The sequence below is a fragment of the Teichococcus coralli genome (assembly GCF_009829925.1).
GTDB lineage: Bacteria > Pseudomonadota > Alphaproteobacteria > Acetobacterales > Acetobacteraceae > Pseudoroseomonas > Pseudoroseomonas coralli.
In genome coordinates this window covers 23,485-36,036 of record NZ_SNVJ01000008.1, presented here as the reverse complement: position 1 = coordinate 36,036, position 12,552 = coordinate 23,485, and the positions used below count along the sequence as shown (strand labels likewise).

Below are 12,552 nucleotides of genomic sequence, written 5' to 3'. Positions count from 1 at the left end.
GGTTTCTTTTACATAATATTTCTTATGCGGCATTCGGGTGCGCCGGCTGCCGCCCGGAGATCCTGGCATGGATGACGCCGCCCCCGCCCTGTCGCGCCTGCTTTCCATCATGGCCCGCCTGCGGGCGCCGGATGGCTGCCCCTGGGACCGCGAGCAGAGCTTCGACACCATCGCCCCCTATACGATCGAGGAAGCCTATGAGGTCGCCGACGCCATCGCGCGCGGCGACATGCCGGCGCTGCAGGACGAGTTGGGCGACCTGCTGTTCCAGGTCGTCTATCACGCGCAGATGGCACAGGAGGCCGGCGCCTTCGACTTTGCCGCGGTAGCGCGCACCATCTCGGACAAGATGATCCGCCGGCATCCGCATGTCTTCGGCGCGGCGGACGCGCGCGACACGGCCCAGCAGAACGCCGCCTGGGAGGTGCAGAAGCAGGCCGAGCGCGCCGCCCGGGCGGAGACCGGCACCCTGGCCGGCATTCCGCCCGCCCTGCCCGCCCTCACCCGCGCCAACAAGCTGGCGCGCCGCGCCGCCCGGGTGGGCTTCGACTGGCCGGACCCGGACGCGGTGCTGGACAAGCTGGTGGAGGAAGTCGCCGAGTTGCGCGCCGAGCTTCCTGGCGCCGCGCCGGAGCGCATGGCCGACGAACTGGGCGACATGCTCTTCGTGATGGTCAACCTGGCGCGCAAGCTGGACCTGGACCCGGAAGCCTGCCTGCGTGCAGCCAACGCCAAGTTCGAGCGCCGCTTCAACGCCATGGAGGCGCGGCTGACCGCCGAAGGCCAGAGCCTTCCGGATGTCGGGCTGGACGAGATGGAAGCCACCTGGCAGCGGGTGAAGGCGGCCGAGCGCAAGGACAGCTGAGGCGCCACGGCGCCGGGAGGGCGGCGCCGCCGGCGGCTGCCGTGCTTCAGTCGTCCAGCAGGGCCGCCTTCAAAGCCATCCAGCTATCCCGGTCCGGTGCGGCGAGCAGGCCGCCGCCGGTGTGCTCGGGCCGGTAGGGGCTGCCGTCGAAGCGGGCGCTGTAGCCACCTGCCTCCTGGTGCAGCAGCCAGCCCGGCAGGTGGTCCCAGGGCATCAGCCGGTTGTAGAGCACGGCATGGGCGCCGCCGGAGGCGACCAGCCGGTACTCATGCGCCGCGCAACGGAAGTGAACCCCGCCGGCCAGACGTGGCATCCGGGCGGTAAGCCGGCTCTTCCAGGGCTCGGCGATGTAGGTCCAGGAAATGCCGGCGATCATCTGCTCCACCGGCACGGCGGGCGCGACATGCAGGTCCGTGCGATGGCCATCCGGCGCCTCGATCCAGGCACCCTCCCCGCGCAGCGCGATCGCGGTGTCGTCGCCCATGGGGTCGTAAATCCAGGAGGCGACGACCTCGCCCTGGGCCACCGCCGCCGCCATGCAGCCGAAGAGCGGCACGCCGGCGGCGAAGTTGGCCGTGCCGTCCACCGGGTCCACCACGAAGGCCAGGTCGGCACCGGACAGTCGGCTGAGAATGGCGGGGTCGGCGGCCGTGGCTTCCTCGCCCACTACCACGCAGCCGGGAAAGCGCGACGTCAGCTCGGCGGTGATGCGCCGCTCCGCCGCTTCGTCCGCATCCGTCACCAGGTCGGTGATGCTGGTCTTGGTGCGAATGGCACCGCTGGCGAGACGCCGGAAGCGCGGCTTGATCTCCGCCTGCGCCGCATCGCGCAGAAGGACGGCGATGTCGGTCGCCAGGCTGGAGGAGAAGCGCATCGGGTCCTCGTTGCGGTCAGGATTGCTCGAAGCGGGCGCGGTCGGCCGGAGAAAGCCGCACGGTCAGTCGGATGGTGTCATCGCTGTCGGCGCGGGTGAGCACTTCGCCGTGCTGGTAGAGCCAAGCCAGCCGCGCGCCGTCCGCCGGCGGAATCGCGTACTCCACCGTCTCCATGCCCGCGGCGAGGCGGGCGTCCAGCGCGCCCCGCAGCGCGTCCAGTCCCTCGCCCGTCAGCGCCGAAACCACCACCGAGTTCGCGGCGTCCGCGCCCGGCACGGCCGCCGCGCCGCCAAGCAGGTCGGCCTTGTTCAGCACCTCGATGGTGCGTTGCGGCCAGTTCTCGTCGAGCGTGGGGTGCGGTCCCGAGGCCATTTCGGTCAGCACGCCGATCACGTCGGCGCGCTGGGAGGCGCTGTCCGGATGCGCGACGTCCCGCACGTGCAGGATGATGTCGGCCGAGGCCACTTCCTCCAGCGTGGCGCGGAAAGCCTCGATCAGCTGCGTCGGCAGGTCGCTGATGAAGCCCACCGTGTCGGAGAGGATGATCGTGCGCCCGCTGGGCAGCCGGATCGCCCGCATGGTGGGGTCCAACGTCGCGAAGAGCTGGTCCTGCGCGTAGATGCCGGCGCCGGTGAGCGCGTTGAACAGCGTGGACTTGCCGGCGTTGGTGTAGCCCACCAGCGCCACCACCGGGAACGGCACGCGGGTACGCGCCGCCCGGTGCAGGCCCCGCGTGCGGCGCACCTGCTCAAGCTCTTTCTTGAGCTTGACGATGCGCTCGCCGATCAGCCGGCGGTCGATCTCGATCTGGCTCTCGCCGGGGCCGCCAAGGAAGCCGAAGCCGCCCCGCTGGCGCTCGAGGTGCGTCCAGGATCGTACAAGCCGCGTGCGCTGGTATTCCAGGTGGGCCAGCTCGACCTGCAGTGTGCCTTCCTTGGTGCGGGCGCGCTCACCGAAAATCTCCAGGATCAGCCCGGTGCGGTCGATGACCTTGCAGGCCCAGGCCCGCTCCAGGTTGCGCTGCTGGACCGGCGAAAGGGCCGCATCCACCACCACCACGCCGACCTGGTTTTCCTCGATGGCGCCCTTCACCATCTCCACCTGCCCTTCGCCCAGCAGCGTGGCGGGGCGACGGCTGCGCAGCGGCAGGACCGCGCTGTGCACCACCGTCACGCCGATGGATGCCGCGAGGCCGACCGCCTCCGCCAGGCGCGCCTCGGCGGCGCGGCTGGCGAAGCGGGCATCGTGCAAGGTGACAAGGCCTTCGGCGCCCGCCGGGCGGGTCGGGCGCTCATACGGCAGCAGCACGGCGGCAAGCGTCGGCTTGCCGCTTCGTGCTTCGCCGGCGTTACTCGGGGGTGCCGACAGGATTGGCCTCGCGTTGCATCGTCATGGTTCCGCTCCGGCTCACGTTCACCGAGCCGCCGGCGGCGGGTGCCGCGGCAGCCGCTCCGGTGGTGGAGGAGGCATCGAACAGCGTGATCGGCGCACCCGGCATCACGGTGCTGATGGCGTGCTTATAGACCAGCTGCGTGTGCCCGTCCCGACGCAGCAGAACGGAAAAATTGTCGAACCAGGTGATGATGCCCTGCAGCTTCACGCCGTTGACCAGGAAGATGGTCACCGGCGTCTTGCTCTTGCGGACATGGTTCAGGAACACGTCCTGAACATTCTGGGACTTCTCGGCGGCCATAGGCTCGGTCCTTCTTTTTCTTGGCGGGCCCATTTTAGGGCCACCGGCGCGATCACGCGGGCATGCACAGGGCTCCGCCCCGGCGAGCAGGCTGCCCGCCGGTTCGCCCGCAAGATCATGCAAGGCGGGGGGTCTTGGCAAGGCCGCGCAGGTATTCGGCAAGCACATGCGCGTCGGTGAAAACCCGGTCCGGCGCCAGCGCGGCCACGCCGCCGTCATGCGCGGCATCGCCAAGCAGCACCGCACTGCAGCCAGCCGCGCGCGCCGCCTGCATGTCCACGCCGGTGTCGCCGATGAACCAGACCGCCGGCCCGGGCGCGACACCGAGCCGCTCCAGCGCCATCAGCACCGGAGCGGCGGCCGGCTTGTCGGCGGCGGCGTCCCCTGCCCCGACCAGCGCGCCGAAGCGGATGTCCCAGCCAAGATGCGACGCCTCCCGCCGCAGGATCGGTCCCTGCTTGTTGGAAACCACGCCCAGCGGCCAGGGCGCCGCCGCTTCGAGCGCATTGCCGATGCCGTCGAGCGGCGTCAGGAACTCCAGGTGGCGCGCGCGGACCTCGGCGTAGAACAGTTCCCGCGCGCGCTCCCATTCGGCGCCGAAGATGGCGGGAAAGGCGTCCCGCAGCGAAAGCCGAGCACGGGCGCGCACTTCCTCCAGGGACCATTCGGGCAGGCCGAAGGCGCGCAGCGCGGCGTTCATGCCAGCCTGCACGCCGCCCCAGGCATCCACCAGCGTGTTGTCCCAGTCCCACAGGATGGCCTGGGGGACCGGCAGCGCCGGGGCGCTCACGCCGCGTTCTTCACGCCGCCCTTCACGTGCCGGGCGAACAGCTCGAAGAGCCGCCGCGCGACCGGGCCGGGCTTGCCGTCGCCGACCGGCGCGCCGTCGATCGTCACGATTGGCTTCACGAAGGAGGTGGCGGAGGTGATGAAGGCCTCGCGGGCGCGCTTCAGCTCGTCCCGCGTGAAGGGACGCTCCTCGAAGGGGATGCCGGCCTGCTTCAGCTCGGCCATCAGCGCGCCGCGGGTGCAGCCCGGCAGGATGTCGTGCGAGAGCGGACGGGTGCGGATGGCGCCGTTCTCGTCCACGATCCAGAAGTTGGTCGCCGCACCCTCGGTGACGAGGCCGCTGTCCTCCTCGTAGAGGATCGCCTCGATGGCGCCCTGCTCCCGCGCTGCCTGGCGCGCCAGCACGTTGGGCAGCAGGTTCGTGGTCTTGATGTCGCGGCGCGCCCAGCGCAGGTCCGGCAGGGTGATCGCCGCGCCGCTCCAGTTGTCGATGGTGGCCGGGTAGGGCGCGATGCGCTTCACCGTCACCACCAGGGCCGGCGGCACCGGCTGCGCGGGGAACGGATGGTCGCGCCGCGCCACGCCGCGCGTCACCTGCATGTAGAGCAGGCCTTCCCGCACCCGGTTCCTGCGCGCGACCTCGTTCAGAACATGGGAGAGCGCCTGCCGCGGCATCGGCATGGGGAGGCGGATCTCCCGCAGGGAGCGTTCGAGGCGGTCGAGATGGCGGTCCTCGTCGATGAAGCGGCCGTCGTAGAGGTGCACCACCTCGTAGATGCCATCGCCGAACTGATAGCCGCGATCCTCGACGTTCACGCTGGCCTCGCGCTGGGGGAGATAACGGCCATTCACATAGGCGATGCGGGACATGCCCCGAGTCTCTTCCTGCTGCTCACGATGGGGAGGCGCAGCTTCGCGCCGCGGAAGCGGCGGAGCAATGCCCCGGCCGCGCTTTCCTCAGCCTTGCACGGCGCGGTCCTCGGCCTGCACGCCGAGGAACTTCAGCTTGCGGTGCAGCGCGCTGCGCTCCATGCCGACGAAGTTGGCGGTGCGGCTGATGTTGCCGCCGAAGCGCAGCAGTTGCGCCTCCAGGTACTGCCGCTCGAACAGCTCCCGCGCCTCGCGCAGCGGGAGCGTCATGATCTCGGAGGAGCGGTCGAGCTTCAGCGCGGCTGGCGCGGCGGCGCCCACCTCGGGCGGCAGCATCTCCGGCCGGATCGCCTCGCCCGGGCCGCCCGGCGCCATGATCAGCAGCCAGTCCACGAGGTTGCGGAGCTGGCGGACGTTGCCCGGCCAGTCGTAGGCCTGCATGGCGGCCAGCACGTCCTCCGACAGCTCGCGCGCCGGCACGCCGGAGGTCTCGGCGGTGCGCGCCATGAAGTAGCGGGCGAGCAGCGGCACGTCCTCCCGCCGCTCGCGCATCGCCGGCACGCGCAGCGGCACCACGGCGAGGCGGTAGTAGAGGTCCTCCCGGAAGCGCCCGGCGGCGATCTCGGCCGCGAGGTCGCGGTTGGTGGTGGCGATGACGCGCACGTCCACCTTCACCCGGGTCGCGCCGCCGACGCGCTCGAAGCCCTGTTCCTGCAGCGCGCGGACGATCTTGCCCTGGGTCTCCAGCGGCATGTCCGCCACCTCGTCCAGCAGCAGCGTGCCGCCATGGGCGCGCTCCAGCACGCCGGCACGGCGCGGCGGCGCCTGCGGGTCGTTGCCGGACTCGATGCCGAACAGCTCCTCCTCGAAGCGCGCCGGATTGAGGGTGGCGCAGTTCAGGGCGACGAAGGGCTCCGCGGCGCGGCGCGAGCGGGCATGGATCATGCGCGCCGCCACTTCCTTGCCGGCGCCGGCCGGCCCGGAGATCAGCACGCGGCTGCCAGTGGGCGCCACCCGCTCGATGGCGGTCCGGAGCTGGGAAATCAACGAGGAGGTGCCCAGAAGCTCGGTTTCCGCGCCGGCGCGCAGCTTCAGCTCGCTCACCTCGCGCTTCAGCCGCGCGGCTTCCAACGCCCGCTCGGCGATCAGCAGCAGCCGGTCGGACTTGAAGGGCTTCTCGATGAAGTCGTAGGCGCCCTGCTGGATCGCCTGCACCGCCGTCTCGATCGTGCCGTGGCCGGAGATCATGACCACCGGCACCTTGGGCTCCTCGCGCTGCATCGCCTCCAGGATGCCGAGGCCGTCCAGACGCGAGTTCTGCAGCCAGATATCCAGGATGACGAGGCTGGGCCGGCGGGCGCGGAAGGCGGCGAGCGCGGTGTCGGAATTCTGCGCGACGCGCGTCTCGTAGCCCTCGTCCGAAAGAATGCCCTCGATCAGCGCGCGGATGTCCGGCTCGTCATCGACGATCAGGATATCATGCGCCATGCTGCTGCATCTCCGTGCTTTTTGCCGCCATCTCTGTTCCGGATTCCAGCTCACCGCGCCTTGGCAGCAGCAGCGCCGCCCTGGCGCCCGGCAGTGGTCCTCCCCCGGCGTCATGCCGCTCGGTCAGCACCAGCCTTCCTCCGTGGTCCTCCATGATCTTCTTGACGATGGCAAGACCAAGGCCAGTCCCTTTTGCTTTATGTGTGACATAGGGCTCCGTCAGCCGGGCCCGTTCCTCGCCCTGCGGCAGGCCGACGCCGTCATCTTCCACCGCGAGCGCGACCCAGTCCTCTCCAACCTCGACCGAAAGCGCGATCTGCCCTGGGGGCGGCTCCGCTGCTTCAACGGCTTCCGCCGCGCGGCGCATCGCCACGGCATCGGCGGCGTTGGCGAGCAGATTGGTCAGCGCCTGCCCGATCAGGCGGCGGTCGCACGCGACGCGGGGCGCGTCCGCGGGAATTTTTGTCGTATAAACAATATCGTGATGCGCGTGCTGCTGGAGGATAAGGGCCTCCCGCGCAACCTGGCCGACCGGCTCCGGCCGGATCACCGGCTGCGGCATGCGCGCGAAGGCGGAGAACTCGTCCACCATCCGCCCGATATCCTCGACCTGCCGCACAATGGTGTCGGTGCAGGACTTGAAGGTATCCGGGTCGGACTGGATCTCCTTGAGGTAGCGGCGCTTCAGCCGCTCGGCGGAAAGCTGGATCGGGGTGAGCGGATTCTTGATCTCGTGCGCGATGCGCCGCGCCACGTCGGCCCAGGCCGCCTTGCGCTGGGCGGAAAGCAGCTCGGTGATGTCGTCGAAGGTCAGCACGAAGCCAACCACCTGCCCGCGCTGCAGCTCGGCCCCGACCTGTGCCAGCAGCGAGCGCCGCTCGCTGGCCGGGCCGATGCGGATCTCGCCTGTCTGCGGCCGCTCGGGCGTGGCCAGGGCCGCCTCCAGCAAGGGCGCGAACTCGGGCACCACCTCGGCCAGCCGGTGGCCCAGCTCGGTGCTGAGGTCGCGCCCCAGCAACTCGCTGGCGCTGCGGTTGGGCAGGTTGATGCGGCCCTCGGTGTCCAGCCCGACAACGCCGGCCGAGACGCCGGCCAGCACCGTCTCGGTGAAGCGCCGCCGCTCGTCGATCTGCCGATAGGCCTCCATCAGTTCGCTGCGCTGGGCGGCAAGCTGGTTGGTCATGCGGTTGAAGGCGCGCGAAAGCGTGCCGACCTCGTCATCCGCCTCACTCTCGGTCACCCGCACCGAGAGATCGCCGGAGCGCACGCGGTCGGCCGCGACGATCAGGCGGGCGAGCGGCCGGGCGATCTGGTTGGCGATGACCAGGCCGATCAGCACCGCCGCCATCAGCACCAGCAGCGCGGCGATGGCGAAGATCATCGCAAAGGTGATCTGCAGGCCGGAACGGTTGCGGTCGAGCTGGTCGTAGGCCTGGAAGGCGCGCTCGGTGCGCTTCATGTGCTCGATGACGCTGGGATCCACCGGCCGGTCGATCAGCAACATCAGGCCTGGCATGATGTCCAGCTCGATCAGGGCGCGGACCCGCCCCTCCTCCGACTCGCCGGGCAAAACAGCCACGTCGCCGTTGCGCGCCAGATCCATCGCCCAGGCAGGCAGGGGCGACAGCACCGGCGTGGTGGTCAGGCCGGCATGCGAGACGACGCGGCCGGTCACCGGGTCGAACACCACGGAGTCGGTCAGTCCCCGCAGCATCGTATGCGTGGCGAGGATCTGCGCGAAGCCGTACTGGTTGGTGTCGAGCAGCCGGCCGGCGCGGTTCAGGTCCGCCGCCATGGCCAGCGCGTCGGCGCGGATCGTGTTGCGATGCTCGTCCAGGTAGGCGCGGGAGGCGACAAGGCTGGCCTCCAGCGTTTCCCGCACGCGATCGCTGAACCAGGCCTGGATTCCCAGGTTGAAGAACACGGCGGCGAAGACGGCCACCAGCAGCGCCGGCACCACGGCGACGACGCTGAACAGCATCACCAGCCGCACATGCAGCCGCGAGCCGGCCGAGCCGCGCCGCCGCTCCGCCCAGACGCGCACCAGACGGGCGATCAGCGAGACGGCCAGCAGCAGCAGGAAGACGGCGTTGACCAGCACCATGGCCACCACCTGGCCGGGCCTGGTCGGGCCGAAGGGGCTGCCCCCCGAAAGCAGGGTGAAGGTGCCGATGCCGAGCAGCAGCGCGCCGACCGCCAGGGCGATGGTCACGCCCCGCCCCAGCAGCGCATCCAGGATGCGCCGGAAGAGCGAGGGGCGGTTCTCGCCGAACCGGCTGGCCAGGCGCTTCACGACAACCCGCGCACCACCGGCAGGTCCAGCTCGCGGATCTTCTTGCGCAGCGTGTTCCGGTTCAGCCCCAGCATGGCGGCGGCCTTGATCTGGTTGCCGCGGGTCGCCGAAAGGGCGAGCCGCAGCAGCGGGCGCTCCACCTCGGCCAGCACGCGCTCATAGAGGTCGCGCACCGGCAGCCCGTCCTTCTGCGCGGCGACGAAGCTGCTGAGGTGGCGCTCCACCGCCTGCTCCAGCGTCTCGGGCGAGCGCGCCTCGGGGTCGGCGATGGGCGCCGCCTCGGTCAGCTCGGCGGCGACGGCGTCGGCGCCGATCACCTCCTGCGGGTAGAGCGCCGCGAGGCGGCGCATCAGGTTCTCCAGCTCGCGCGCGTTGCCGGGCCAGGAATGCTGGCGCAGCCGCTCCACCGCCCCCTGGTCGAGCTGCTTGGCCGGCAGGCCAGAGGCCTTGGCGCGGTCCAGGAAGTGCTTGGCCAGCAGCGGGATGTCCTCCAGCCGCTCGCGCAGGGGCGGCAGCCGGATGGGCACCACGTTGAGCCGGTAGAACAGGTCCTCGCGGAACAGGCCCTGGCGGATCGCCTGCCGCAGGTCGCGGTGCGTGGCGGCGACGATGCGGACATTGGCCTTGATCGGGTTGCGGCCGCCGACGGTGGTGAACTCGCCCTCCTGCAGCACGCGCAGCAGGCGGGTCTGCGCCTCGGGCGGCATGTCGCCGATCTCGTCGAGGAACAGCGTGCCGCCGGCGGCCTGCTCGAAGCGGCCGACGCCGCGCGCCAGCGCCCCGGTGAAGGCGCCCCGCTCATGGCCGAACAGCTCGCTCTCGATCAGCTCGCGCGGGATCGCCGCCATGTTGATGGCGACGAAGGGCCCGGTGCGGCGGCGGCCGTAGTCGTGCAGGGCGCGCGCCACCAGCTCCTTGCCGGTGCCGCTCTCGCCGGTGATCATCACCGTGAGGTCGGTCGTCGTGAGCCGCGCGACGGTGCGGTAGATCTCCTGCATGGCCGGCGAGCGGCCGACCAGCGGCAGGCGCTCACCCTCGCCGTCCGCGTCCTCCTCCCGCGGCTGCGGCAGGGCGGGCGCGGTCAGCGCGCGCGCGACCACCGCCAGCAGCTCCTTCAGGTCGAAGGGCTTCGGCAGGTATTCGAAGGCGCCGCGCTGGGCGGCCTTCACCGCCGTCATGAAGGTGGACTGCGCGGACATGACAACGACGCGCAGCTCCGGCCGCACGCGCTTGATGCGTGGCACGAGGTCCAGCCCGTTCTCGTCGGGCATGATCACGTCGGTGATCACCAGGTCGCCGGTGCCCTCCTCCACCCAGCGCCAGAGCGTGGCGGCCGAGGAGGTCGCCCTCACCGTGTAGCCGGCGCGCCCCAGCGCCTGGGAGAGCACGGTGCGGATGGCGCGATCGTCGTCGGCCACGAGGATGGTGCGGGTGTCGGTCATTCGTCGCGGGTCTTGGGATGGCCAATGGGAGGGCCGGCGAAGCCGGGCGGCACCATCGGAAGGGAAAGGCGGAAGACGGTGCGGCCCGGGCGGCTGTCGCACTCGATCAGGCCGCCCTGGTCGGTGACGAGCTTGGCCACGAGCGCCAGCCCGAGCCCCTGCCCGCCACGCTTGGTGGAGACGAAGGGCTCCCAGATCGTCGCGCGGACGTCCTCCGGGATGCCGGGGCCGTTGTCGCGCACGCGGACCTGCAACGGCAGATGGACCCGCTCGCGCGAGCCGGGGATCGCGATGCGCACGCCATGATGGTAGGCGGTGGAGAGGTGGATCTCGCCGGTCTGGGGGTCCACCGCCTCGGCGGCGTTCTTCACCAGGTTCAGCAGGATCTGCACCAGCAGGTCGCGGTTGCCGAAGACCGGCGGCAGCGAGGGGTCATAGTCCTCGACGATCCGCAGGTGGCTGGCGAAGCCCCGGCCGGCGATGCGCCGGACATGATCGAGCACTTCATGGATGTTCACGGGCGCACGCTCGACCGGGCGCTCGGAGAACATGTCCATCCGTTCCACGAGGCTGCGGATGCGGTCGGCCTCGTCCTGGATCAGGGTGCAAAGCTCGCGGTCCGCCTCGCTGGCCGACTGCTCCAGGAGCTGCGCCGCGCCGCGGATGCCGGAGAGCGGGTTCTTCACCTCGTGCGCAAGCATCGCCGCCATGGCCGAGGCGCCGCGCGCCGCGCCGCGGAAGTCGAGCTGCCGCTCCAGCTTCTGGGCCTTGCTGCCGTCCTGCAGCGTCAGCACCACGGCCCCAGGCAGCTCCGGCAGCGGCGCGCCATGCGCCGCCACGCCGGTACGGTGCAGGCGCGGGCTTTCCAGCGTCAGGTCGTGGTCGGAAACCGGGGCATCCAGCGTGCGCACCTGCGCCACAAGGGCGAAAAGGCGGCTATCCGGCGGGATCAGGTCGGCAAGGCCGTGCTGCGCCAGCGTGGCGGCGGAAAGCTCGAAGAACTGCTCCGCCGCCGGGTTGGCCGAGCGGAAGCGGTCCTGCGCATCCAGCACCACCACGGGCACGGGCAGCGCGGCGAGCAGCGCCCCGGCGTCAGGCTCCACGATGCTGCCTTCCTCCGGCCGGCGGAAGGAGAGGACGGGGCCGTTCATGCCGCCAGCGCATCCTGCTCCGGGTCCCGGAAGGCGTCCCGAACCGCTTCCACCCCTTGCTCGATCAGCGGGCGATAGAAGGCTTCCAGCAGCGCCTCGGCAGCCTCGGGCGTCTCCGCCCGATTGACCTGGACGCGGAACTCGGCCGAGCCGGGCAGGCCCTTGGAGTACCAGGCGAGGTGCTTGCGGGCGAGCCGCACGCCGGGATGCGTCCCATGGTGGTCCAGCATGGAGCGGTAGTGCCGCAGCAGGATTCCGTATTGCGTGGCCAGGTCGGGCTCGGGCAGTTCAGCGCCGGTGGTCAGGTAGGCGGCCGTGCGGGCCAGCAGCCAGGGGCGCCCATAGCAGCCGCGGCCGATCATCACGCCGTCCGCGCCGGACTGGCGCAGCGCCTCGGCGGCGTCCTGTGGGGTCAGGATGTCGCCGTTGACGATGACCGGGATGCCCACCGCCTGCTTCACCTGGGCGACGAAGGCCCAGTCGGCGGTGCCGGTGTAGAACATCTGGCGGGTGCGGCCATGCACCGTCACCATGCGGATGCCGCACTCCTCGGCGATCTTGGCCAGGCGCGGGGCGTTGAGGCTGCTGTGGTCCCAGCCCATGCGCATCTTCAGCGTGACCGGCACGGAGACGGCCTTCACCGTCGCCTCCAGCAGGCGGGCGGCATGCACCTCGTCCCGCATCAGGGCGCTGCCGGCCTGCTGGCCGACCGCTACCTTCTTCACCGGGCAGCCGAAGTTGATGTCCACGATGGCGGCGCCGCGATCCGCCGCCAGCTTCGCCGCCTCGCCCATGGTCACCGGGTCGCAGCCGGCGAGCTGCACGCTGGCCGGGCCGCCGAAGCCGTCCACCTCGGCCATCTTCAGCGTCTGGCGGTTCTCCCGCACCATGGCCTGGCTGGCGATCATCTCGCTGACCACCATGGGCGCCTGCAACTCGCGGCAGAGCCGGCGGAAGGGAAGGTCGGTGACGCCCGACATGGGCGCCAGGATGACCGGGGCCTCGATGCGGATCGGCCCGACCGTGATCGGCCGCAACACCGGCGGCGCGGCCGTGGAAGGCATGGGGGCGATGCTCATGATTTGG

General features: G+C 70.9%; 11 protein-coding genes. 1 reads left to right on the top strand and 10 read right to left on the bottom strand.

The features are described from left to right. The first annotated feature begins 67 nt into the window (after positions 1-67). Positions 68-865, top strand: coding sequence for a nucleoside triphosphate pyrophosphohydrolase (mazG, locus tag E0493_RS10955; protein ID WP_160936993.1), 798 nt, complete (start codon positions 68-70; stop codon positions 863-865). A 46-nt stretch (positions 866-911) separates the two neighbouring features. Here mazG and E0493_RS10950 read toward each other — a convergent pair whose 3' ends face one another. From E0493_RS10950 to dusB, 10 genes are all read right to left on the bottom strand, one after another. Then, complete coding sequence (locus E0493_RS10950) at positions 912-1,739, bottom strand: inositol monophosphatase family protein (RefSeq protein ID WP_160936992.1); 828 nt, start codon at positions 1,737-1,739, stop codon at positions 912-914. A 16-nt stretch (positions 1,740-1,755) separates the two neighbouring features. Next, positions 1,756-3,108, bottom strand: coding sequence for a GTPase HflX (hflX, locus tag E0493_RS10945; protein WP_408888809.1), 1,353 nt, complete (start codon positions 3,106-3,108; stop codon positions 1,756-1,758). Further along, positions 3,089-3,433, bottom strand: coding sequence for an RNA chaperone Hfq (gene hfq / locus E0493_RS10940; protein ID WP_160936990.1), 345 nt, complete (start codon positions 3,431-3,433; stop codon positions 3,089-3,091). The genes hflX and hfq overlap by 20 nt, the downstream gene beginning before the upstream one ends. A gap of 115 nt (positions 3,434-3,548) precedes the next feature. Continuing rightward, entirely contained in the window at positions 3,549-4,223 is a 675-nt protein-coding gene (locus E0493_RS10935) for an HAD family hydrolase (RefSeq protein ID WP_160936989.1), read from the bottom strand. Further along, positions 4,220-5,092 (bottom strand): D-amino-acid transaminase, encoded by an 873-nt coding sequence (locus tag E0493_RS10930; protein WP_160936988.1) that lies wholly within the window; start codon positions 5,090-5,092, stop codon positions 4,220-4,222. The genes E0493_RS10935 and E0493_RS10930 overlap by 4 nt, the downstream gene beginning before the upstream one ends. 87 nt (positions 5,093-5,179) lie before the next feature. Next, positions 5,180-6,580, bottom strand: a complete 1,401-nt coding sequence (gene ntrX / locus E0493_RS10925) for a nitrogen assimilation response regulator NtrX (RefSeq protein WP_160936987.1) — start codon at positions 6,578-6,580, stop codon at positions 5,180-5,182. Further along, entirely contained in the window at positions 6,570-8,873 is a 2,304-nt protein-coding gene (locus E0493_RS10920; RefSeq protein WP_160936986.1) for a sensor histidine kinase NtrY-like, read from the bottom strand. Before E0493_RS10920 ends, ntrX begins: the two co-directional genes overlap by 11 nt. Continuing rightward, complete coding sequence (gene ntrC / locus E0493_RS10915) at positions 8,870-10,315, bottom strand: nitrogen regulation protein NR(I) (RefSeq protein WP_160936985.1); 1,446 nt, start codon at positions 10,313-10,315, stop codon at positions 8,870-8,872. The genes E0493_RS10920 and ntrC overlap by 4 nt, the downstream gene beginning before the upstream one ends. Continuing rightward, positions 10,312-11,466: a two-component system sensor histidine kinase NtrB gene (locus tag E0493_RS10910; protein WP_160936984.1), complete on the bottom strand. Its 1,155-nt coding sequence runs from the start codon at positions 11,464-11,466 to the stop codon at positions 10,312-10,314. Before E0493_RS10910 ends, ntrC begins: the two co-directional genes overlap by 4 nt. Then, complete coding sequence (gene dusB / locus E0493_RS10905; protein ID WP_160936983.1) at positions 11,463-12,545, bottom strand: tRNA dihydrouridine synthase DusB; 1,083 nt, start codon at positions 12,543-12,545, stop codon at positions 11,463-11,465. The genes E0493_RS10910 and dusB overlap by 4 nt, the downstream gene beginning before the upstream one ends. Between the last annotated feature and the right edge of the window lie 7 nt (positions 12,546-12,552).